The following is a 21,463-nucleotide window of genomic DNA, read 5'->3' on the forward strand; positions in this document are numbered from 1 at the left end:
CTCGGCGGCTATCCGGCGTTTCGCTGGAAGGCGGAGCGGTAGCTGTGCGGGCTGGTGCCGACGACGCGCTTGAAGCGGTCCCGGAAGGAGGTGGGCGAGCCGAAGCCGACCTGGGTGGCGATGCGCTCGACCGGGTGGGTGGTGGCCTCCAGCAGATACTGCGCCTGCCGGATCCGGGCGCGGTGCAGCCACTGCAGCGGGGTGGTGCCGGTGTGCTCCCGGAAGCGGCGGTTGAGCGTGCGGGTGCTCATGCCGATGTGGGCGGCGATCTCGTTGAGGGTGAGGTCCCGTCCGGCGTTGTCCTCCATCCACCGCAGCAGGGGTTCGAACAGCGATCCGCGCGGTACGGGCGGCTGGTCGTGGACGATGAACTGGGCCTGCCCGCCCTCCCGTTCCAGGGGCATCACGGACAGCCGCGCGGCGTCGGCGGCCACGGCCGAGCCATGGTCGCGCCGGATCATGTGCAGACACAGATCGAGCCCGGCCGCCGCGCCCGCCGAGGTGAGGAACTGGCCGTTGTCCACATAGAGCACATCCGGGTCGACCTGGATCTTCGGATAGAGCTCGGAAAGCAGCGCACCGGCGAGCCAGTGGGTGGTGGCGCGGAGTCCGTCGAGCAGCCCGGTGGCGGCGAGGACGAAGGCGCCGGAGCAGATCGAGGCGATACGGGTGCCCCGGTCGGCGGCGTCCCGCAGCGCGTCGATCACCTCGTCGGAGACCGGGAGCAGGGCGTCGCTGCGGCCGGGCAGGACGATCGTGTCGGCCTCCACGAGCACCTCGAGCCCGTACGGGGGCTGGAGGGCGAACACCCCGGCGTCGACGCTGGGGGCGGGGCCGCAGACCCGGACCCGGTAGGGCTCCCGGCCGTCGGGCAGCCGGGTGCGGCTGAACACCTCGATCGGGGTGGCCAGATCAAAGGGGACGACCTGGTCAAGCGCCAGGATCACGACAGTGTGCATGGCCTCAACCTAGGCGGTGCGGCACCGGTGGTCGAAGCCGGGGTGGCGAGAAGTCGGCGCACTACTGCTTTCCGGCCCACGCGCTCCAGGTGTCATATCCGGCCGCACACTCCGGCGTCGGCGATGCGGATCGACGGGTTGCCGTAGGCCATGCGCTGAAGGATCTTGCGATAGAGCGGCGTATGACGCAGCGCCCGTGCGAGTCGGGGGCGCACCCGGGTGGTGAACGCGCCCTGCGAGAGGATCGCCCGGCTCTGCAGGGTCTGCATCCGCATCACCGCCGCGATATCGGGCCCGCGCCGCCGCTCGAACTCCGCCAGCCGCTCGGCGCTGGTGTCGCCCTCGGCCAGGGCGCGGGCCAGCAGGGGGTGCAGCACCACCGCGTCCTGCACCGCGAGGTTGATGCCCTGGGCGCCGATCGGGCTGTGGGTATGGGCGGCGTCGCCGATCAGCACCAGACCATCGGCGACCCAGCGCTCGGCGCGTGCCGAGAAGACCTCGAGCGCGCCGAGGTCGGCCGGGGTGCGGATCTGATCGCGGATCAGCGTGGCGTACCCCGGCACGGCACGCACCAGCCGCTCCGTGACATGGTCGAGGCCGAGGGCGGCGAGATGGCCGTAGCGCCGGTGCGGCAGGGTCCAGCCGATCTGGATCCGGTTCGGCCAGGAGCCGTAGACCAGCACCGGGCCGCCGCCGGTGCGGAACACCCGCACATCGCGGAGCGGCGGCTCTTCCCGGGGCGCGATGAGCGTGCACCACAGCACGTCCTGGGCGAACGCGTCGGCGCGGCCCGCCCCGATGCCCGCCAGCCGCCGGATCCGCGAGAACCGGCCGTCCGCGCCGACGACGACCCGGGCCCGTACGGCACAGCGGCCCGGCGGTCCCTCGGCGATGACCCCGGCGATCCGCCGCTCCCGCCACAGCAGGGCTCCGGCCCGCCGTCCGGGCAGATAGCGGAAGCCGGACGAGCGGCGGCAGCGGGCGAGGAGCTCATCCAGCAGATGGGGGCGCGGAACGCTCAACAGGTGGTCGTACGGGGCCGCGAGCAGCCGGTAGTCGGCCTCCAGCAGCACTCGCTCGCCCTCGATCACCAGGAACCGGTCGTGCTCATGGGCGCCGCGGGCGCGGGCGCCGGCGAGCACATCGAGCGCGTCCAATAGCGCCATCGCGCCGGGTTGGAGGATTTCGCCGCGGAACACGCGCTGATGTGCGCGGGCGCACTCCACCACGGTCACCCGAGCCCCCGACCGCAGCATCAGCAGTGCCAGCACCAGACCGGCCGGGCCGCCGCCGACGACGCACACATCGGTGTCGATCTCGCGCGTCATCGCGCCTCCTGCTGGTCGAGCTCCAGGGAATGGGGCATCGGGCGCCTGTGACCTCCCCTGGACGCACTACGGCTCCGCTTGCCCGCGCGGGGGGATCGGGCAGCGGAGCCGTAGCAAGCCCGGCTGAAGGGCGGCGCCGGGCGTTCTTGGGGGGATGGTTCGCCGGACGGGGACGGCTGGTCGGGGACGGCTGGTCGGGGACCTTACGGGGCTCCGGACGAGGGACGGTGTCGGGACTGTGGGGCTATCGGCTCGGGACTGTGGGGCTATCGGCTGTGGACTGCCGGCCGTTGGTCTATGCGGCGAACAGGTCGAGCACCGGGCGGCGCCAGTGGCCGTCCAGGTCCAGATCGAGCGCCGGGTCGGAGGCGAGCACCGCCTGCTGGAGCTTCTGCAGCCGCGGCGACGGCTCCAGCCCGAGGTCCTCGACCAGTCTGGCGCGCAGCCCCTGGTAGACCTCCAGCGCCTGCCAGGGGCGGCCCGCGCGGTAGAGAGCGGCCATGCACTGGGCGTGCAGCCCCTCGTGCAGCGGATGACGAGCGGTCAGCTCGGTGAGCTCCGTGAGCAGCTCGGCATGGCGGCCCAGCCGTAGATCGGCCTCGATACGGCGCTCCAGGACGCCGAGCCGGCTCTCCTCCAGACGGGCCAGCTCGATCTCCAGGACCGGCCCGACCTTCACATCCACCAGCGCGGGGCCGCGCCAGACGGCCAGCGCCTCGCGCAGCAGCAGGGACGCCTGGACATCGTCGCCGGCGTCCAGCGCGTCCCGCCCCGCGGCCACCAACCGGTCGTACTCATGGATGTCCACCGCGCCCGGCTGGGCCTCCAGCACATATCCGCCGTAGCGCGTGGCCAGGACGTCCTTGGAAGCCTGCGGGGCCTGCGGGCCATAGGCCGTGGCCAGCCTGCGGCGCAACTGCAGGATGTAGGTCTGCAAAGTGGTCAGCGCGCTGCGCGGCATCTGCGTGCCCCAGATTTCCTCCATAAGGGTGGGCACCGGCAGCATCTGGTTGGCGTAGACGGAAAGCAGTGCAAGGATCTGGCGCGGCTTGCCCGCGCTGGGCACGATCGACTGACCGCACGCCTCGACGCTCAGCGGCCCCAACACCTTGATGTCCATGGTCGTGTACCTCCGTCAACGGTCCGTCAAGTGCCTCCTGGCCGCGCGGCCTGCCACCGAGGCATTTACGAGCCTCGCTTGTGGGCGACCTGTGCGGCCAGTGCCGGAGTAACGAGCTCGATATGAGTTCCAGAGCGCCGCACCATGACAAATTCACACCCTGGCGATGAGAGAGTCCGCGATGACCGATACGCCCGTCCCACATGAGTCCACGAGCCCCGCCGTCCTGGCTCATTCCGCCGAGAACACCGAGGTCACCCGGGTCACCGGGGTCGTCGAGATCACCGAGCGCGCCAGGATCGCCCAGCGCGCCGGGGCCGCCGGAACCGCCGCCGGGGCAGTTCAGCCGCCCGCCGAGGACGACGACCTGGTCATCGAGGACCTCTCCGACGCCGCCTGGCCCATCGGCGCGCCCGCCATCTGCATCTGCACCGTCGGCGCCGAATGACCGGCCGATGACCGGCGAACTGGGCTTCACACCACATCTGCGGGTCGAGCCGGTGCCGGGCGAGGCCGTGTATCTCGTCTCCGAGCACGGGGTCACGGCGCTGCACGGGCGGGCCATCGCCGCGCTCGCGCCGCTGCTCGACGGGTCGCGGGACCTCGCCCACATCCTCACCGAGGCCGCCGCGCCCGCCGGCGCCGCGGGGCCGCCCGGCGCGGTCCCGGCCGGGCAGGCCGAGCGCGTGATCGCCCGCCTCCGCGCGGCCGGGCTGGTCTCCGAGCGGGACCACGCCTGGACCCCCGAGGAGGCGTACTGGGAGCTGGCCGGGCTGCACACCGCGGGCGGCTCCGCCCCGGCCCCCGCGTCCCAGCCCACCCGGCCCGCCGTGGCCCCGCTGGTCCTCGGCTCGGCCGACCCTGGCGAGGTGGTCCGGGCGCTGCGCGCCGCGGGGCTGAGCATCGCGGACCTGAGAACCGTGGACCTGAGGGCCGTGGACGGGAAGGCGACGGACGGCGAGGCGGCGGACGGCGATCCGACGACTTCCGGGGCCTTTAGCCTTCGACGAGAGATATGTCAACTCGCTCTCCGTCAACATGACGACGCAGAACTCACCCTTGTGGTGTGCGATGACTACCTCGATCCGCGGCTCGCCGCCGTGGACGCCGCGCACCGCGCCGCCGGCCGTCGCTGGCTGCCCGTCAAACCGGTGGGCACCCAGGCGTGGCTGGGCCCGTTCCTCGGCGCCCCCGACGACCCGTGCTGGGTCTGTCTGGCCGACCGGCTGTGGCGCGGACGGCAGGCCGAGGCGTATCTCCAGCGCCGGCTCGGCCGCCCCGGACCGGTACCGCGCCCGCCCGCCTCCCTGCCCGCGAGCCGCGCCGCCGCGCTCCAGCTCGCCGCCCTGGAGGCCGCCAAGTGGCTGGCCGGGCACCGGCATCCGGGCCAGCGGGAGCTGCGCACCCTGGACAGCCTCACCGCCACCGTGGACCGCCATCCGCTCTCCCGCCGCCCGCAGTGCCCCGGCTGCGGCGATCCGGCGCTGGTCGCGGCCCGGATACGGGCGCCCCTGGCGCTGCCGTCGCCACGGGAGCCGCTGACCGAGACCGGCACCGACACCTCCCCGCGCCGGATCATGGAGCGCTACGGACATCTGGTGGACCCGGTCACCGGGCTGGTCACCGAGATCCGGCGCGATCCGCGCGGCCCCGCCGTCCTCAACTGCTTCCACGCCCGCCACCCTTCGTACGCGGGAGCGGGCCCCCGGAGCGGCCTGGACGCCGTAAGGGCCGGACTGCGGGCGGCCGCCCACGGTAAGGGCCGCACCGCCGAACAGGCGCGGGCGAGCGCGCTGTGCGAGGCCCTGGAGCACTACAGCGGTCATTTCCAGGGGGACGAGCCCCGGCAGCGCGCTTGCTACCGCGATCTGCACCCGGACGACGCGGTGCACCCGGACACCGTCGAGCTCTTCGACCCGCGCCAGTTCCGCGACGCCGTCCTCCCCGCGCGCCACCGGATCCACGACCCGTTCGACGAGGGCGCGGAGCTGGACTGGACCCCGGTGTGGTCACTCACCGCCGAGCGCCACCGGCTGCTGCCCACCGCGCTGCTGTACTACGGCGCCCCGCAGCCCCCGCGCCACCGCTGCTGCCGTGCGGACTCCAACGGCGCGGCGGCGGGCGGCACGCTGGCCGACGCGGTCGTACGGGGCTTCCTGGAGCTGGTGGAGCGGGACGCGGTCGCCCTGTGGTGGTACAACCGCACCCGGCAGCCCGCCGTGGCCCTGGACGCCTTCGACGACCCGTGGCTGGCCGAAGTGCGCGCCGTCCACCGGGGATTGCGGCGCGAGGTGTGGGCCCTGGACCTCACCACGGACTTCGGCATCCCGGTGGTCGGCGCGCTCTCCCGGCGCCTCGACAAGCCCGCCGAGGACATCACCCTCGGCTTCGGCGCCCACTTCGACCGGCACACCGCGCTGTGCCATGCCCTTGCCGAGCTGAACCAGATGCTCCCGGCCGTGGTCGAGGCCCGCGCCGACGGCGGGGGCTACGGCAGCGCCGAGCCCGAGGCGCTGCGCTGGTTCCGTACCGCGACCCTGGCCGACCACCCCTACCTGACGCCCGATCCGGGCGCCGTACCGCCCCGGGGGATATCCAGGCCCCCCGAGGGCGGCGCACTGGCCTCCGTAGGGGAGTTGGTGCGGCAGCGCGGGATGGAGTTGCTGGTGCTGGACCAGACCCGGCCGGATGTGGGGCTGCCGGTGGCCAAGGTGCTGGTGCCCGGAATGCGCCCGCACTGGGCCCGGTTCGCGCCCGGCCGGCTCTTCGACGTCCCGGTCGCGCTCGGACGGCTGCCGGGGCCCACGCCCTATGCGGATCTCAACCCGATTCCGTTTTTCCTGTGATCCCACGTGATAACGCGTAACTCTGCGTACACCATGAGCTTCCACGCGGCCTCTCCACCCCGAGTAAAGATCGGATACTCTCGGGCAAGCCGCCCAATCCGGCCCGACCATCCGGAGGACGAGTGCAGGGGAGCCTCTTGCCCGACGATGCCGGGAACCACCCACCGCGCCACCACGACAATCTGGCGCCGCGCCTGGCCGTCGTCATCACGGTCCTGGTGCTGGTGGGCTACTTCGCCGTGGCCGTCACCTATGTGGTCGACGGCAATCGTTCGGGCAGGACGATCGACGCGGCGATGCTCGGGCTGGCGCTGCTGCCGATGACCATGCTGCTCTGCCTCCAGATGCTGCACTCCTTCCCCGGCCTCGCGCCCCGGCTCAGCGGCGCACGGCGCCGGACGCTGGCGCTCCAGACGGTGCTGACCTTCGCCCCCTTCGCGGTCTTCAAGCACGCCTGGCTGGGCATGCCGGGCTTTCTGGCCGGTTCCTCGCTGCTGGTGCTGGCACCGGCGCTGGCGTGGCCCGCGTTCGCGGCCATCCTGCTGTGCACGGATGTGCTGCTGTTCCAGGTGGGCTTCGGCTGGGGCCAGGTCGCGTACACCTCGGTTTCCACCGCGCTGACCGGGCTGGTGGTCTTCGGGCTCTCGCGGCTGTCCGGGCTGGTCGCCGAGGTGTCCCGGTCCCGGGCGGAGCTGGCCCGGCTGGCGGTCGCCCAGGAGCGGCTGCGGTTCTCCCGGGATGTGCACGATCTGCTCGGGTACAGCCTGTCCACGATCACCCTCAAATGCGAGCTGGTGCACCGGCTGGTGCCGCGGCAGAACTCCCGGGCCCAGCAGGAGCTTTCGGAGATCCTGCAGACCTCCCGTCAGGCCCTGGCCGATGTCCGGGCCGTGGCCAGCGGCTACCGCAAGATGTCGCTGTCGGCGGAGTCGGCGACGGCCCGCTCGATGCTGGCCGCGGCGGGCATCAGCGCCACGTCCGAGATCGACTGCGGACCGCTGCCGGAGGTGGTGGACACGGTGCTGGCGAGCGTGTTGCGCGAGGGACTGACCAATGTGCTGCGCCACAGCAAGGCCGACCACTGCGCGATCGAGGCGCGGCGCAGCGGGCGCCAGGTGTGGCTGACCCTCGTCAACGACGGGGTCGGCAGGCCGTCCACCATCCTGCGCGCCGACAGCACGGACGGCGGCAGCGGAATCGGCAACCTCCGGGTCCGGGTGGAGAACCTCGGCGGGCGGCTGCGCGCGGGCGTGCGGTCGGACGGCTGTTTCGAGTTACGGGCGGAGCTGGATGTGTCCGTGGACGCGCCGCCGCGAAGCGGCCGGGAGCGCGGCTCGAAGGAATCGAAGGACTCGAAGGACTCGAAGGACTCGAAGGAGGAGTACGGCCCGGGGCCGACCGTGACGGCGTAACGGTCTTGAGGACGGCGGACCTGACGGCGGGACGGGCGCGAGGACCCGACGCGGTCTACAGCCAGCCCGCCTCGCGGGCGATCCGGATGGCGTCGACCCGGTTACGGGCGTCCAGCTTGGTCACGGCGGACGTCAGATAGTTGCGCACCGTGCCCACCGACAGAAACAGCTTGGCCGCGATCTGCGCGGACTCCTCCCCCTTCGCGGCGAACCGCAGGACCTCCAGCTCACGCGGGGTCAGCGGCTGCGGACCGTCGTCCAGGGCGGCCAGCGCCAACTGTGGATCGATCACCCGCTCGCCCCGGGCGACGGCGCGGATGGCGTCGCTCAGCTTGTCCGGGCTGCTGTCCTTGAGCAGAAAGCCGGAGACATGGGCGGCCAGCGCCCGGCGCAGATTTCCGGGGCGGCCGAGGCTGGTGAGCATCATGGTGCGGCATTCGGGAACGGCGGTGCTCAACTCGGCCGCGGCGGTGAGCCCGTCCGTACCCGGCAGATCGATGTCGAGGACCGCGACATCCGGGCGGAGTTCGCGGGCGCGCGGCAGGATATCGGCGCCGTTGGAGAATTCGGCCACCACCTCGATGTCCGGTTCGAATTCCAGCAGGGCGACCAGGGCCTTGCGCAACATATGCATGTCTTCCGCGATCAACACCCTGACCATCCCGCCCCCTGCTTTCCCCGCCCCGTCATCACCCCGCGTGCCGATTATTCCCCCGCTCTCCCGGCCCTTCCATAGATTCGCGGGCAAATGCGCCCGTCGAACGCATATCTCGTTGCGCGAGCGCGACCGCGCGCCCCCTTGTCATGCCGCACCACCCCGGCAGGGTTCACCCACCACCGGCCCGAACTCCGCCTGCCGGGCGCGTACTTCACCCCGCAGAGAGCGCTCGCGCAGCAGGGCGCGCCGCACCTTGGCGGTTCCCGCCCCGCGCACGGTGCCGGGGCGCACCAGCAGCAGCGGATGCGGCACCTGCTCGATCAGCCCGGGGGTGTGGCGGCGGGGCAGCCAGCCGCCCAAGCGGTCGTAGAAGACCGGCGCTGCCCCGTCATCACCGCGCCCGGCGGTTGACCCGGACGGTCCAGCCCCCGTCGGCGGCCCGGCCGGCCACCCTGATCCGTACGGAGTCCTCCTTGACCGACAGGCTGTCGCCGACGCCGAGCGGGGCATCGGCGAGTTCGGGGTAGACCGACTCGTTCCAGCAGGCGGAGGTGGCCGGGTGGCCGTCCAGCACCTGGACGGGGCCGTCGCCCGACGCCTTGTCGTTGTGGACGCGGTAGACCAGCACGCCCTCGGTGCAGGTGCCCGCGTCGTTGCCGCGGCCGCCGCGCGCCTCGATGGCCAGTGCGGTGGTGGGTCCGGTGCGGACCACGACCAGCCGGGTGCGGGTGTCGGCGCCGTGCCTGCCCCGCCCCATGGGGGCGGCGAGGGGGTGGAGGGTGTAACGGCGCGGACCGACGGCGCGGTCGCAGGCCACCTGGCGCGCGCCGAGCCAGCCCAGCTTCCACTTGTGCCAGCCGAACGGATCGGGTGCCATGCCGAACTGGCTTCCCATCAGGTCCCAGTCGCCGACGTAGGTGTCCCATTCGGCGCTGGCGTCGGTGTCCTTCGGCCGGTGGTAGAGGTCGGGCAGGTCGAAGACATGGCCGGTCTCATGGGCCAGGACATTGCGGTCCGGCGGATGGTGTTCGAAAACAGTCACCAGGCGGCGCAGATCAACACCGTCGGCGCGCAGTGGCTTTTCGAAGTTGACCACTTTCGTCGCGTCGGCGTCCACGCCGGGCGCGTCGGGGTCGGCGACCAGATAGACGAGGTCATAGCGGCCGAAGTCGAGGTGCGGATCGGCGGACGCGATGGCGTCGCGCAGATACGCGGCGCGGCTCTTGGCGTTCCAGTCGCGCTGTATGGCGTACGCGGTGGAGCGCTGGGGCATGGTGAGCCAGCGCCGCAGCGGATGCACCCGCAGCGCGAACTTCCCGTAGGACGCCCGCTTGAAGAAGTCGGGGGTCGCGGGGACATGGTCGGCGGCCAGCCGGGCCGGGGTTACTCTGGGCTTGGCGTCCGGGAACGACAGGAAGACCATCGCCGCGTCCAATCGGCGCACCGGGCGCGGATAGCGGGAGTTCCAGGTGTCCAGGCCCTCCGAGTGGTGGGCGTCGGTACGTTCCAGGTCACAGGGTCCGCCGGGGCCGGCCGCGACAGCGGGGCCCGCCACCACGGTGGTCGCGATGAGCGCGCTCAACGAGGTCAGCAGGGCCCCGGTCCGACGCAACCGAGGCTGCCGGTGCACCCCCTCGGGTACCTGAGGACGCACCATGTCGACCTCCCGGGCGTAGTCCGAACACCCACTCCACCCTGAGGTGAATTGGCGGGGTACGCCCTGTTGGCATGGGCTGGTCGAGTGAAGAGGCCGCGATCCGGGTACGTAACAGACGGTCACAATCGGTCAGAGCGACTGTTGGCCCGCGCAGAGTCGAACAGATACGACCAAACACATTGTCAAGGCGGCGGTGAGCGCGATGACGTCGATGGAACGCCCGGAGTACGAGCCCCTATGATCGGCACACGTCCAGCGGGGAATCCCCCTTCAGGCAGGAAATTACGGTCTGCCCGGCACCCGGTGTGAGACAACAAGATGCGTACGAACAACCTGGACACAACGAACGCCACGCGGGAGCGAGCGGTGAGCGGAATCCCTGACGGGCAGGGCCGCGCCCTGGGCGCGACGCTGCCGACGATCACAGAGCGTGATGCTGCCCCCAGCGTCCTCCCCGTTGCGGAGGACGCCGGCGCACCTCGCCCGGCCATCGGCGCGCCGTCGCCCACGGACGCGCCCCCAGCGCCGGGGGCGCCCTCGGCGCCAGGCGCGCCCCCGGGCGCCGGCCCGGCCCCGGGCCCCGCGCCCGGCGACTACCGCGCCGCCTTCAATGTGGCGCGCCTCGCCATGGCCGTCGTCGACCGCGAGGGCAGAGTGCGCGACGCCAACCCCGCGCTCGGCGCCCTGCTCGGCACCGATCCGGCCGTGCTGACCACCCGCAGCGCGGCGGATCTGGCCAATCTGCGCGAGGATCCGCGCACCTGGAAGGAGTACCGGGACGTGCTGGGCGGCCGTCTCGCGCGGCTGCGCCGCACCCGGCGCCTGCTGCGCGCCGACGGCCATGCCCTGTGGGCCGAGGTCACCATCGAGCCCGCGCCGGACAGCTGCAGTCTGCTGCTGTCGATGGCCGACATCAGCGACCAGCGGGATCTCCAGGGGCGGCTGCGCCATCTGCAGATGCACGATCCGGTCACCCGGCTGCCCAACCGCAGCCTGTTCTTCGAGCGGATGACCTCGGCGCTGGAGGCGGCCACCTACGACCACGGGGGCACCGGCCGGATCGGGCTCTGCTATCTCGACCTGGACGGTTTCAAGGCGGTCAACGACACCCTGGGCCACCGGGTCGGCGACCGGCTGCTCGGCGCGGTCGCCCAGCGGCTCACCGAATGCGCCGCGCCCGGCGGCCATCTGGTGGCGCGACTCGGCGGGGACGAGTTCGCCCTGCTGGTCCGCAACTCCACCGGCACCGAGCAGTTGTGCGACCTCGCCCGGACGCTGCTGGCCGCCCTGCAGGAACCGTTCGAGGTGGGCGGGCAGCGGCTGTCGGTGTCCGCGAGTATCGGCGTGGTGGAGCGGCCCGCGGCCGGCACCCACACCACCTGGCTGATGCAGGCCGCGGACACCACGCTGTACTGGGCGAAGGAGGACGGCAAGGCGCGCTGGACGCTCTTCGACCCGGAGCGCAACGCCCATCGGATGACCCGGCAGGCGCTGTCCAGCACCCTGCGCCCGGCGGTCGAGCGGGACGAGTTCGTGCTCGACTACCAGCCGCTGGTGGGGCTGGGAGACGGGGTCGTCCGGGGGGTGGAGGCGCTGGTGCGCTGGGACCATCCGCAGTTCGGACGGCTGTCGCCGAACCGGTTCATCCCGCTGGCCGAGGAGAACGGCGCGATCGTGCCGCTGGGCCGGTGGGTGCTGCGCACCGCCTGCCTCCAGGCCCGCGCCTGGCAGCTGGCCAATCCGACCCATCCGCTGGTGGTCAGCGTCAACGTGGCGGTCCGCCAGGTGTGGGACTCCGACCTGGTCGCCGATGTCGGCACGATCCTGGCGGAGACCGGGCTGCCGCCGCATCTGCTGCAACTGGAGCTGACCGAGTCGGCGGTGATGGGGTCGACGGGGCGTCCGCTGCAGGCGCTGCAGCGGCTCAGCGATATGGGGGTGCCCATCGCGATCGACGACTTCGGGACGGGCTACTCCAATCTCGCCTATCTCAGCCGGCTGCCGGTCTCCACGCTCAAGCTGGACGGCTCGTTCGTCCAGGGGTTCCGGGCCGAGGAGCATCCGAATCCGGCCGACGAGACCATCGTCGAGGCGCTGGTACAGCTCGCGCACCGGCTGGGCCTGACCGTGACGGCCGAATGCGTGGAGAGCGCCGAGCAGGCGGAGCGGCTGAGGCGGATCGGCTGCGATACCGGACAGGGGTGGTTCTACTCCCGTCCGGTGCCGCCGGACCGCATACAGACGATGATCACCTGCCCGGCGTCCGGTGAGGGCTACGCCGGGCAGGGCTAGGCCGGTGAGGGCTAGCCCTCCGTCTGCGCCGTCGGGAGATCGTAGGCATCCGCGATCAGCTCGTACGAGCGCAGACGGGCGTCACGGCCGTGCGCATTGGCCGTGATCTTTATTTCGTCCACTCCGGTGCGCTTGATCAGCCCGTCGAGCCCCTCGCGGACCTGGTCCGGAGTGCCGTACTCGACGTTGGCGAGCCAGCTGTTGATGAAATCGCGCTCGATCTCGTTGAACTCGTACGCCTCGGCCTCCTCGGGCGTCGGCACCAGGCCGGGGCGTCCGGTGCGCAGCCGGATCATGGCCAGGGCACCGGTGAGCACCTGCCGGTGGGCCTCCTTCTCGTCCTCGGCGGCGAAGGCCGAGACGCCGATCGAGGCGTACGGCCGGTCCAGCGCGGCGGACGGCCGGAAGGTCTCGCGGTAGAGGTCGAGCGCGGGGACCGTGTTGGCCGCGGAGAAGTGATGGGCGAAGGAGAACGGCAGGCCGAGCATCCCGGCGAGCCGGGCGCTGAATCCGCTGGAGCCCAGCAGCCAGATCGAGGGCCGGTCGGCGGACTGGACCCCGCCGGGCACGGTGCCCTGCACCGGTCCCGGCACCGCGTGGATACGGGCGTAACGGTGGCCGTCGGGGAAGTCGTCGTCCAGGAAGCGGGTCAGCTCGGCGAGCTGCTGGGGGAAGTCGTCGGCGCCCTCGCGCAGCCGTTCGGTGCGGCGCAGGGCGGCGGCCGTGGCCCCGTCGGTGCCGGGCGCGCGGCCGAGGCCGAGGTCCACCCGGCCGGGGGCGAGCGCCTCCAGAGTGCCGAACTGCTCGGCGATGACCAGCGGGGCGTGGTTGGGGAGCATCACCCCGCCCGAGCCCAGCCGGATCCGCTCGGTGTGCGCGGCGAGGTGGGCGAGGATCACCGCCGGGGAGGTGCTGGCGACCCCGGGCATGGAGTGGTGCTCGGCGACCCAGAAGCGGTGGAAGCCCCGGCGCTCGGTGAGCCGGGCGAGCTCGGTGGTGGTCCGCAGCGCCTCGGCGGCCGTCACCCCGCTGCCGACGGTCGCGAGGTCCAGCACCGACAGGGGCACCGGTGCGCTGCCGAGGGCCCGGGCCCGGATGGGGTCGTGCTGGTCGTCTCGCCGGTCCTGCTCATCGGCCACGGTGGCCCGCCTCCCTGGTCGCACTGCGGTGCGCGTACGTCTGCCTCGGTACGCCTCTGCGTCTACCGTCCGCATTCAACCGGAGAAAGGCTCCGCTTTATTCCCCGCCGCTCCTCCCCCGCCTCGGCCGTCCCGCCCTACGGCATACGGCCGGATCCGCCGCCGATATACGGCCGGGTCCGCCGCCACCTGGGGAGGAGGTGTGGCGGCGGACCCGACGGCGGTGTGCCGTGCTCGCGCGGACGGGCCTAGCCCGCGGTCCGCACGGTACGGCGACGGTGGAGGGCCAGCGCCGTACCGGCGCCGCCGAGCACCAGCACACCCGCCGTGAGGCCGATGGGCAGAGCGACGGAGGCGCCCCGGTCATCGGCGAGACGCCGGGTGGTCAGGGCGTTGGCGGCCGCGGCGTTCACGATCGGGGCGTGGTCTGCCAGGGCGGAGGTCGTGTAGTGACCGGCCTTGTGCACCGACGCGACCGAGCCGTCGGACTTCAGCAGCACCTGGGTGTTGTTGGGGTGACGGAAGTCGAAGAGCCCGGAGAGGGTGTTCGCCCGGCGGTCGAAGGAGGCGTCACCGATCCGGCCGGTGTGCCAGTTGTCCTCGATGAAGCGGGTGATCGAGGTCTGCTCGGTCTGGGTGTGGTCGACCTTGTCGGACTTGCTGAAGGGCGAGATCACCAGCAGCGGCTGCCGGGGGCCGGGGCCACAGCGGTCCTGGTAGCCGCCCGCGGGCTTCGGGGCAGACTGGCAGGCGGGGCTGTCGGTCGCCTTGCCGCCCGAACCCGTGGTCTTGTCGGTCGACCCGTTGCGGGGCTTGGCGTAGGCGTGGTCGTACCAGCCGTCGCTGTCGTCGTACGCGACGACGATCGCGGTGTCCTTCCACTGCGGCGACTTCTGGATCGCGTTGATCTGCTTGACCAGGAAGTGCTGCTCATCGACCGGGTCGGAGTAGCCGGCGTGGCCGTCCTGGTACTGGGCGGCCTTCAGGAAGCTGACGGACGGCAGATGGCCCGTCTTGAGCGCCGCGTCGAAGTCGGTGAGGTCGTAGTTGTGGTTGGCCCGGCCGCTGTGCCCGATCTCCTGGACGTTCTTCGGCGGGAGGTGATGCGGGTTGGCCGTGGACTTGTAGTACTGGAACGGCGCATGGTGCGGGCTGTAGTCCACCGAGGCCGCGCCGCCGACGTTCTTGTGGGTGGTGCCGGAGCACTTGGCGTAGTGGTCCTGCTCACCGTCCCAGGCGGTGCTGGGGCGGAAGCCGCCCTGGAACCAGCCCCAGCTCACACCCTTGGCGGTGAGCAGATCGCCAACGTTCCGACCCTTCATCAGGGCCAGGGCGTTGCCACTGGTGTGGTCCTTGTTGGAGCAGTCGTCGAAGGCCGGGTCCGGGTCGTTGATCATCGTGCCGACGCCCTTGGCGTCCGGCGAGGCCACCGTGTACGCGTCCGGCTTGTCGGTCTGCTTCGGATTCTCGGTGGAGGACTTGGGGTCGGTGGAGATCACCCCATGGGTCTGGCCCGAGACCAGCTCCAGCGCTCCGGGGGTGGAGGGGCCATAGGCCGAGCTGAAGGAGCGGTCGCTCATCGCGTAGTGCTGGGCGTAGTTCCACAGGCCGGTGACGGTGTTGCCGTCGAAGTAGTCCATCACCAGACCGGGCTCGCCGAACAGCCCGGTGCACTTGCTGACCTCGGTGTTCTCCACGAACTTATCGGCCTTGCCACCATTGGCCGCGTACTGCTCGGGGCCGTAGGAGTGGTTCTGGTCGCAGGTCATGGCCTGGTCACTGCGCAGCCGCTTGGGCTGGTAGAGATTGGGGTTCTTCTCCAGCAGCCCGGCGTGCGCCAGGGTGTCGATGTTCTTGGGCGTGTGCGTGGACGGCGTGAACTTCGTGCCGTCCGTGTTGGCCGCCTTCGGATACGTGCCGAAGTAGTGGTCGAACGAGATGTTCTCGTCGAAGATCACCACCACATGCTTCACCGGGGTCGCGGTGTCGCGGCCCTTCGAGGGTGCGGCCCATGCGGGGGCCACCCCGCCCACGGTCGCCAGGGCCGCGGCGCCGGCCAGGGCACCCCAGCGCGCTACCCGGCCACGCCGTCGGCCGCCTTCGGATCCTGCCGTGCCGCCCATTCCCATGCCTCCACATGATTCACGAGTCACGCCTGCGTCTGATCCTGTGCCGCGGGCAGGACTCTCCGATGGAATCCATGGAGGCGGCCGAGTGAATAGAGGGTCAGGAGAATCCAAGGAACTCTTGAGGTGTTCTTGACCGGATGGTGGGGCGGTGTCAGGACAGAAGGGTCCGTCCCAGCCAGTCGGAGCGGTCCCTCACACCGGGGAGCGCGAAGAAATAGCCGCCGCCGAAGGGGGTGACGTAGTCCACCAGCGGCTCCCCCGCCAGGCGCTTCTGCACAGTCTCGAACTGACGCACGAGATCCTGCTGATAGCAGCAGAACAGCAGCCCCATGTCCAAGTTGCCGTTGGCGTCCATGCCGCGGTCGTAGTTGTAGGCACGGCGGAGTATGCGCTGGTCCTCGGTCCGGGCGGTGCGCGGATTGGCCATCCGGATATGGCTGTCCAGCGGGATGATGTCGCCCTTGGGGTCCTGTGCGTAGCGCGGGGTGTCGAACTCGTGCTGACCGTCCAGCGGGGCGCCCGAGTCCCGGTTGCGGCCGACCATGCGCTCCTGCTCGCTGATCGACACCCGGTCCCAGAACTCCACCAGCATCCGGATCAGCCGGACCACCTGATAGCTGCCGCCGGTCGTCCAGGCCGGCTCCGCGGAGTGGGCGCCCACCCACACCAGACGGTCCATCGCACGGGCGTCATCGGTGTCCGGATTGGCGGTGCCGTCCTTGAACCCCATGTGGTTGCGCGGGGTGCCGGACGGGCGCGGCGGGCTGACGAAGCCGTCGACGCGCCAGCGGATCTGCAGCGCGCCCCGGGTGTGGCGGGCGATGTCGCGCAGCGCGTGCAGCACCGCGTCCGTGCTGTCGGCGCACAGCTGGAGACTCAGATCGCCATGGCACCAGTCGGGGTCGAGATCGTCGTCGGGGAAGGACCGCATCGCGGTCAGCCGCCGGGGCCTGCGGCCCCGCAGCCCGTACCGCTCGTCGAAGAGCGAGGCGCCCACGCCGACCGTCGCGGTCAGCCGGTCGGCGGCCACCTGGGAACCCAGGGTGCCGGAGTCGGCGGGCGGCGCGGTGATCCCGACCGGGTCGGGGGTGCCTCCGGTGGTGAGGAAGCGGCACCGCTCGGTGAGCGTCCGGAAGGCGTCGGCCAGCTCCTTGCGCCCCTCGGCCATGGCGTCGAAGGCGATGAGCGCGGTGGCCCGCTGGGGCGGGGTGAGGATGCCGGCCTGATGGGCGCCGTGGAAGGGGACGCGGGTGGGCTTCTTCTCCCGCCCCTCCTCCTTCGCGGCCGCCGTGCCCCCGGCCAAACCCGCCACGGCGCCGACCGTGCCCGCGGCCGCGCCCAGCAGAAGACCCCTGCGCAGCACCTCGCTCACCGGGTCCTCCGCACATCCATCAGCGCCGCCACCTGCGCCAGCCGCTCCACCAGCGCGCCCGCGTCCGCGTTGAGCCGCTGGCGGCCGGTGCGGCTCAGCCGGTCCAGCGGGGTCCAGCGGCCCCCGTGGTGCGAGCGCTCCAGGGTCCGCTCGGTGCGGTCCAGATCGCTCTTCAGCTCGGGCAGCCACGGGGCACGGGGCTTCAGCAGCGGCTCCAGCCGGGTCAGCACGGCTCGGGTGCCGTCGAGGTTGGCCCGCGCGGTGGCCAGATTGGTGCCGCTGCCGTAGTCGGTGCGGCCGGTCAGCTCGAACTGCACGGTGTTCTCCATGATTTCGTGCGCCCGCAGGCCCAGGTCGGCCGGGTCCATCCGCTCCTGCGGCCAGTCGTCCCGCAGCCCTCGGACGTCCTTGACGAGCCGGTCGGCGACCGGGCGCAGGGAGCTGGCGGACTGGCCGTGCCACAGGCCGTACTCGAGGCGGTGGAATCCGGTGAAGTCCGGGTCATGGACCCCGCCGGACAGCCCCGCCGTGGTGCCGTTGATGGCCCCGTCGGCGTCGCCGAAGGCACCATAGGCGGCGCCCATCCGCTCGTACACCAGATGGGCGGGCAGCCAGGCCGCACGGGCCGTGGCCAGATCACCGCAGCGGATGGCCGAGCGCAGCGCGTCCGTGCGCCGCACCAGCTCGTCCATCCGGCCCGTCACCCACTTCTGGTAGGCGATGGTCGGCGGAATCAGATCCTGCTGGCCGACCGGAACCGCGGCCGGTCCACCGCCCCGCGCCGGTCCGGGGACGGTGACGGTGGGTCCGGTGACCGCGTCCACGTCGTCGGGCAGGCAGACGAAGGCGTAGGAGCCGCCGCCGAGCGTGACGCTCAGCGGTCTGCTGGTGCCGGGGCCCAGGCCCTCCACCTCTCCGTAGACGGCGCCGTTCGCCGGATCGGTGAGATAGACCTCGGCCGGTCTGCTGGAGGTGTTCCGCAGATCGAAGACCTGCTTGCCACGGGTGGGGGCGGTCCAGCCACGGCCGCAGCCGCCCTCGGACACCTCGACGGAGGTGTGCCGGAGCCCGTCCGATGCCTTCGCGGGCACGCTTCCGCTCGCGGAGGGGTTCGCACCAGGGCCGTCCGGGGAGTCCCCGCCGACCGCCAGCACGCCGATTCCGACGGCCGCGGCCACTGTCACCGCACCGGCGACCAGCAGATAACGAGCCGGCGGGACCGGGGAGAGATGTTGGCGACGCACGGCTGCATGCTAGGCGCAGTCCGATAAGCGGAATGCCCTGATGGCGAAAGAGCGCCATGGAATTCCGTGGGGATTCAGCTCCCCGTCACCAGCCCCTCGGCCACCGTGCCGTGCCCCTCCTCGGCCGGGCCGGCCGCCGCTATCCGCCGCTCCGGGCGAAGAGCGTGCCCAGCCGGTCATGGACCGGATCGCGGCCCAGCAGCCGCAGCCCCTCCCAGACCGTGACCTGGTTGGCCGTGAGCACCGGCTTGCCCAGCTCCGCCTCCAGATCCGGAATCCAGGCGGCGGTGTGCAGGGCGGTGTCCGGAAGGAGCACCGCCTGGGCCTCGGGGTGGTCACCGGCGCGGGCCAGCTCCAGCACCTCTTCCCGGCCCCAGGTGCCGACCTCCGCGGCCGTGATGATCCCGCTGCCGCGCATCGAGACCACCTCGGCGCCCGCCGCCTTCAAAAATGCCCTGAAGTAGTCGGCGACATCCTCCGGATAGGTGGCGGCGATGGCCACCCGCTCGGCGCCGAGCGCCTGCACCGCGTGGGCGAAGGCGAAGGAGGTGCTGGAGGCGGGCAATCCAGCCGTCTCGCCCAGCTCGCGCACCTGCTCATGGGCGCCCTCCCAGCCGAAGACGAAGCTGGCGCTGGTGCAGGCCCAGACCACGGCCCGGGCCCCGCGCTCGGCGAGCTCGGCGACCCCGGCCGCGAGGCGGGCCGCGGAACCCATCTCCAGCAGGGCGTCCACCCGGTGGGCGTCCTCCCCGATGTCGGTATGGACGAGGGGAAGCCGGACATCGCCGCTGTCGCCGCCGAGCATGCCTTCCAGGCGGGGGTATTCGTCCTCGGCGGAGTATCCGGGGTAGAGAAAGCCGACCGTGTCCGGGGCCGGGCGCGTCGAGTCCACCATGACTGCCTCCTTACTGGCGGCCCCCGCGAGCGCCGCCCCTGCACTGCTCTTACTTCTCCTACACCGCGAAGGCCCGGCGGGTTCCCACCCGCCGGACAACTCCCCTCGCGCAGGTGACGGGCCTGCCTCCGCACCGGCGACAGACCTGCCCGCCACACCGGCGACGGATCGGCCCCTCGGTCTGTCGGCAGACCGGCCCGCCACACCGGCGACGGACCGGCCGCCACACCGGCGACGGACCGGCCGTCACACCGACGACGGGCCGCCCGAATCGTCGAGGTAGGGCCCCTCGCCGAGACCGGTTCCGAAGCCCGGGTCGAGCCCGTCGGCCGGATCGCCGTCCAGCCCGGGCGACGCCGCCCCGGCCAGCGCCGCCTCCGGCTCGTCCACGGCGGCCTCGACCGCTTCCACGGCCTCGATCACCGATTCGACGACGGGATCCGTCACCGGGAGCGGGCGGCTCATCGGCGACACCGACATCCCCGCCGGACCGGACCGGGCGAGCGGGTCCATCAGCGCCTGGTACGGCCCGACGGCCTCGGCGCCGATCGCCCGCAGCGCCGCCCACATCGTGACCTGGTTCGCTGACAGCACGGGCATCCGCAGCTCCGCCTCCAGCTGCGGAATCACGTCGTAGGTCGGCAGATTGGTGCAGCTGATGAAGAGCGCGTCGGTCGCCCCGACCACCGCCTGCCGGGCCATGTCGACCACGTCGCGGTACGGCACCTTCCAGATGTGCCGGGTCAGGCCGAGGTACGCCCGTCCGGTGACGGTCATCCCGCCCTCGGCGAGATACTCCTCGAGCGAGTCGGTGACCGACCGGGTGTACGGCGTCACCACCGCGATCCGCCGGGCGCCGATCTCCCGCAGCGCCTCCAGCAGCGCGCCCGAGGTGGTCAGCGACGGGATCTCACCCGCCTGGGACATGGCCGCGCACATCGCGCGCTCACCGGCCACACCGCCGACGAAGCTGCCCGAGGTGCAGGCGTACGCCACCACTTCCGGTGCGACGGCCGCCAGCGCCTGCACGGCGTCGTGCAAGGTCTCGTGTTCGCTCACGAGCCGGGCCAGGTCGAGGCTGACCTCGACGGGTACGAACGGGGTACGGGTGAGGTGCAGGGAGACCTCATCGGGTACCCAGCGCCATAGTTCACGATCGAGTGCGAAGTCGAACGGTGCCACCACGCCCACGCCGCGCTGCGGCTGCGGGCCACCCAGAAAAGAGACGTCCAAAGCGAGCCCCAATACGGAACGGAGGGACTGGACCATTGGCCAGAGGTTGCGATGGAGAGAGACCGGCCTACTGCCGGGGACGCCGGGACAGATGCCGTTGTTGACGACGGTAGTTTCCGCTGCCTAGCGTGGTCAATCCTCAAACTGAGGCGCCTGCCCCCTCCTTCTTCAGGCAAACCCATCCACGTTTCGAAACGGTTTCCCGCCTATGTCCGAAAGCACAGTTGTCGTCTTCGGCGACCAGCCGCCGGTCCACCTGGACCGGGTGGCCGACCGGGCGAAGGTACTTGTCTGCGACGAGAATTCGCTCCCCCAGGCACTCCCTGCCGCGGATGTGCTCCTGGTCTGGGACTTCACCTCCGACGCGGTCCGCGACGCCTGGCCCGGTGAGGGCCACCGGCCGGCCTGGGTCCATACCGCGAGCGCGGGGGTCGACCGGCTGCTCTGCCCCGAACTCGTCACGTCCGACACGGTGTTGACCAATGCCCGAGGGGTCTTCGAGCAGCCGATCGCCGAGTATGTGGCCGGCCTGGTGATCTCCATGGCCAAGGACTTCCACGGCACCTGGGAGCTGCAGCGGCAGCGCCGCTGGCAGCACCGGGAGACGATGCGGCTGGCCGGTACGCGCGCCGTGGTCGTGGGCGCGGGCCCCATCGGCCGGGCGATCGACTCCACCCTGGCCTCGCTCGGCGTGGTGGTCGACCTGGTCGGCCGCACCGCGCGGCCGGGCGTGCGCGGCGGCGACGAGCTGCCCGAGCTGCTTCCCTCGGCCGACTGGGTGGTGTGCGCGGCGCCGCTCACCGACGCCACCCGCGGCATGTTCGACCGGACGATCTTCGATCGGATGAAGTCCACCGCCCGGTTCATCAACGTCGGCCGCGGCCCCCTGGTCGTCGAGAAGGACCTTACGGCGGCCCTGGTGGCCCGCCGGATCGGCGGCGCGGCTCTGGATGTCTTCGAACACGAGCCGCTGGCCTCGGACGATCCCCTGTGGGACGTGCCGGGGCTGTTCATCTCGCCCCATATGAGCGGCGACACGGTCGGGTGGCGCGACCATCTGGCCGACCAGTTCCAGGACAACTACGAGCGCTGGTGCGCGGGCGAGCCACTGCTCAACGTCGTCGACAAACGCCTCGGGTACGTACCGGTGGACTGATCGCAGGACCTGAACGGAGAGCC

General features: G+C 71.8%; 17 protein-coding genes. 5 read left to right on the forward strand and 12 right to left on the reverse strand.

Annotated features, from left to right (window positions below; genetic code table 11):
* Positions 1 to 8: 8 nt before the first annotated feature.
* The 3 genes from AS97_RS18350 to AS97_RS18360 form a co-directional block, all read right to left on the reverse strand.
* A complete protein-coding gene (locus AS97_RS18350; RefSeq protein WP_210565288.1) occupies positions 9 to 959 on the reverse strand; it encodes a helix-turn-helix domain-containing protein in 951 nt (316 codons plus the stop codon).
* Between the two features lie 92 nt (positions 960 to 1,051).
* Positions 1,052 to 2,287 (reverse strand): FAD-dependent monooxygenase, encoded by a 1,236-nt coding sequence (locus AS97_RS18355; protein ID WP_125760127.1) that lies wholly within the window; start codon positions 2,285 to 2,287, stop codon positions 1,052 to 1,054.
* A gap of 295 nt (positions 2,288 to 2,582) precedes the next feature.
* On the reverse strand, positions 2,583 to 3,407 hold the full coding sequence (locus AS97_RS18360; RefSeq protein ID WP_059142046.1) for an AfsR/SARP family transcriptional regulator: 825 nt from the start codon (positions 3,405 to 3,407) through the stop codon (positions 2,583 to 2,585).
* A gap of 181 nt (positions 3,408 to 3,588) precedes the next feature.
* Here AS97_RS18360 and AS97_RS18365 point away from each other — a divergent pair, with 181 nt between their 5' ends.
* The 3 genes from AS97_RS18365 to AS97_RS18375 all read left to right on the forward strand — a co-directional run bounded on the left by AS97_RS18365 (position 3,589) and on the right by AS97_RS18375 (position 7,665).
* Positions 3,589 to 3,855, forward strand: coding sequence for a hypothetical protein (locus tag AS97_RS18365; RefSeq protein ID WP_059142045.1), 267 nt, complete (start codon positions 3,589 to 3,591; stop codon positions 3,853 to 3,855).
* Between the two features lie 7 nt (positions 3,856 to 3,862).
* A complete protein-coding gene (locus AS97_RS18370) occupies positions 3,863 to 6,253 on the forward strand; it encodes a TOMM precursor leader peptide-binding protein (protein ID WP_210565289.1) in 2,391 nt (796 codons plus the stop codon).
* Between the two features lie 137 nt (positions 6,254 to 6,390).
* Entirely contained in the window at positions 6,391 to 7,665 is a 1,275-nt protein-coding gene (locus AS97_RS18375) for a histidine kinase (protein ID WP_247204411.1), read from the forward strand.
* Between the two features lie 55 nt (positions 7,666 to 7,720).
* Here the strand turns inward: AS97_RS18375 and AS97_RS18380 are convergent, their stop codons facing one another.
* From AS97_RS18380 to AS97_RS18390, 3 genes are all read right to left on the reverse strand, one after another.
* Positions 7,721 to 8,326, reverse strand: coding sequence for a response regulator transcription factor (locus tag AS97_RS18380; RefSeq protein WP_059142042.1), 606 nt, complete (start codon positions 8,324 to 8,326; stop codon positions 7,721 to 7,723).
* A gap of 141 nt (positions 8,327 to 8,467) precedes the next feature.
* Positions 8,468 to 8,683 (reverse strand): hypothetical protein, encoded by a 216-nt coding sequence (locus AS97_RS18385; RefSeq protein ID WP_125759732.1) that lies wholly within the window; start codon positions 8,681 to 8,683, stop codon positions 8,468 to 8,470.
* A 31-nt stretch (positions 8,684 to 8,714) separates the two neighbouring features.
* On the reverse strand, positions 8,715 to 9,980 hold the full coding sequence (locus AS97_RS18390) for a M6 family metalloprotease domain-containing protein (protein ID WP_125759733.1): 1,266 nt from the start codon (positions 9,978 to 9,980) through the stop codon (positions 8,715 to 8,717).
* A 318-nt stretch (positions 9,981 to 10,298) separates the two neighbouring features.
* Here AS97_RS18390 and AS97_RS18395 point away from each other — a divergent pair, with 318 nt between their 5' ends.
* Positions 10,299 to 12,272, forward strand: coding sequence for an EAL domain-containing protein (locus tag AS97_RS18395; protein WP_210565291.1), 1,974 nt, complete (start codon positions 10,299 to 10,301; stop codon positions 12,270 to 12,272).
* 11 nt (positions 12,273 to 12,283) lie between these two features.
* On the opposite strand, the gene AS97_RS18400 is transcribed toward AS97_RS18395, so the two are convergent.
* The 6 genes from AS97_RS18400 to AS97_RS18425 all read right to left on the reverse strand — a co-directional run bounded on the left by AS97_RS18400 (position 12,284) and on the right by AS97_RS18425 (position 20,284).
* The gene (locus tag AS97_RS18400) at positions 12,284 to 13,411 is read right to left on the reverse strand and encodes an LLM class flavin-dependent oxidoreductase (RefSeq protein WP_059142038.1); all 1,128 of its coding nucleotides are present in this window, start codon (positions 13,409 to 13,411) and stop codon (positions 12,284 to 12,286) included.
* A gap of 248 nt (positions 13,412 to 13,659) precedes the next feature.
* A complete protein-coding gene (locus AS97_RS18405; protein WP_210565292.1) occupies positions 13,660 to 15,534 on the reverse strand; it encodes an alkaline phosphatase family protein in 1,875 nt (624 codons plus the stop codon).
* A gap of 157 nt (positions 15,535 to 15,691) precedes the next feature.
* Complete coding sequence (gene efeB, locus AS97_RS18410; RefSeq protein WP_210565293.1) at positions 15,692 to 16,912, reverse strand: iron uptake transporter deferrochelatase/peroxidase subunit; 1,221 nt, start codon at positions 16,910 to 16,912, stop codon at positions 15,692 to 15,694.
* On the reverse strand, positions 16,909 to 18,156 hold the full coding sequence (locus AS97_RS18415; protein ID WP_059142035.1) for an EfeM/EfeO family lipoprotein: 1,248 nt from the start codon (positions 18,154 to 18,156) through the stop codon (positions 16,909 to 16,911). Before AS97_RS18415 ends, efeB begins: the two co-directional genes overlap by 4 nt.
* A gap of 139 nt (positions 18,157 to 18,295) precedes the next feature.
* Positions 18,296 to 19,051 carry an aspartate/glutamate racemase family protein gene (locus AS97_RS18420; RefSeq protein ID WP_059142034.1) on the reverse strand — a complete coding sequence of 252 codons (756 nt, stop codon included), beginning with the start codon at positions 19,049 to 19,051 and terminating at the stop codon, positions 18,296 to 18,298.
* 246 nt (positions 19,052 to 19,297) lie between these two features.
* Positions 19,298 to 20,284 (reverse strand): decarboxylase, encoded by a 987-nt coding sequence (locus AS97_RS18425; RefSeq protein WP_059142033.1) that lies wholly within the window; start codon positions 20,282 to 20,284, stop codon positions 19,298 to 19,300.
* A gap of 208 nt (positions 20,285 to 20,492) precedes the next feature.
* Here AS97_RS18425 and AS97_RS18430 point away from each other — a divergent pair, with 208 nt between their 5' ends.
* Complete coding sequence (locus tag AS97_RS18430) at positions 20,493 to 21,440, forward strand: D-2-hydroxyacid dehydrogenase (protein WP_059142032.1); 948 nt, start codon at positions 20,493 to 20,495, stop codon at positions 21,438 to 21,440.
* Positions 21,441 to 21,463: the final 23 nt, after the last annotated feature.

Source organism: Streptomyces sp. AgN23, assembly GCF_001598115.1.
Lineage (GTDB): Bacteria > Actinomycetota > Actinomycetes > Streptomycetales > Streptomycetaceae > Streptomyces > Streptomyces antimycoticus.

What these genes read in the sequence shown, in the direction of transcription:
- AS97_RS18350 (WP_210565288.1), bottom strand. Translation starts at nt 959, where the DNA reads ATGCACACTGTCGTGATCCTGGCGCTTGACCAGGTCGTCCCCTTTGAT.
- AS97_RS18355 (WP_125760127.1), bottom strand. Translation starts at nt 2,287, where the DNA reads ATGACGCGCGAGATCGACACCGATGTGTGCGTCGTCGGCGGCGGCCCG.
- AS97_RS18360 (WP_059142046.1), bottom strand. Translation starts at nt 3,407, where the DNA reads ATGGACATCAAGGTGTTGGGGCCGCTGAGCGTCGAGGCGTGCGGTCAG.
- AS97_RS18365 (WP_059142045.1), top strand. Translation starts at nt 3,589, where the DNA reads ATGACCGATACGCCCGTCCCACATGAGTCCACGAGCCCCGCCGTCCTG.
- AS97_RS18370 (WP_210565289.1), top strand. Translation starts at nt 3,863, where the DNA reads ATGACCGGCGAACTGGGCTTCACACCACATCTGCGGGTCGAGCCGGTG.
- AS97_RS18380 (WP_059142042.1), bottom strand. Translation starts at nt 8,326, where the DNA reads ATGGTCAGGGTGTTGATCGCGGAAGACATGCATATGTTGCGCAAGGCC.
- AS97_RS18390 (WP_125759733.1), bottom strand. Translation starts at nt 9,980, where the DNA reads ATGGTGCGTCCTCAGGTACCCGAGGGGGTGCACCGGCAGCCTCGGTTG.
- AS97_RS18395 (WP_210565291.1), top strand. Translation starts at nt 10,299, where the DNA reads ATGCGTACGAACAACCTGGACACAACGAACGCCACGCGGGAGCGAGCG.
- AS97_RS18405 (WP_210565292.1), bottom strand. Translation starts at nt 15,534, where the DNA reads ATGGGCGGCACGGCAGGATCCGAAGGCGGCCGACGGCGTGGCCGGGTA.
- AS97_RS18420 (WP_059142034.1), bottom strand. Translation starts at nt 19,051, where the DNA reads ATGGTGGACTCGACGCGCCCGGCCCCGGACACGGTCGGCTTTCTCTAC.
- AS97_RS18430 (WP_059142032.1), top strand. Translation starts at nt 20,493, where the DNA reads ATGTCCGAAAGCACAGTTGTCGTCTTCGGCGACCAGCCGCCGGTCCAC.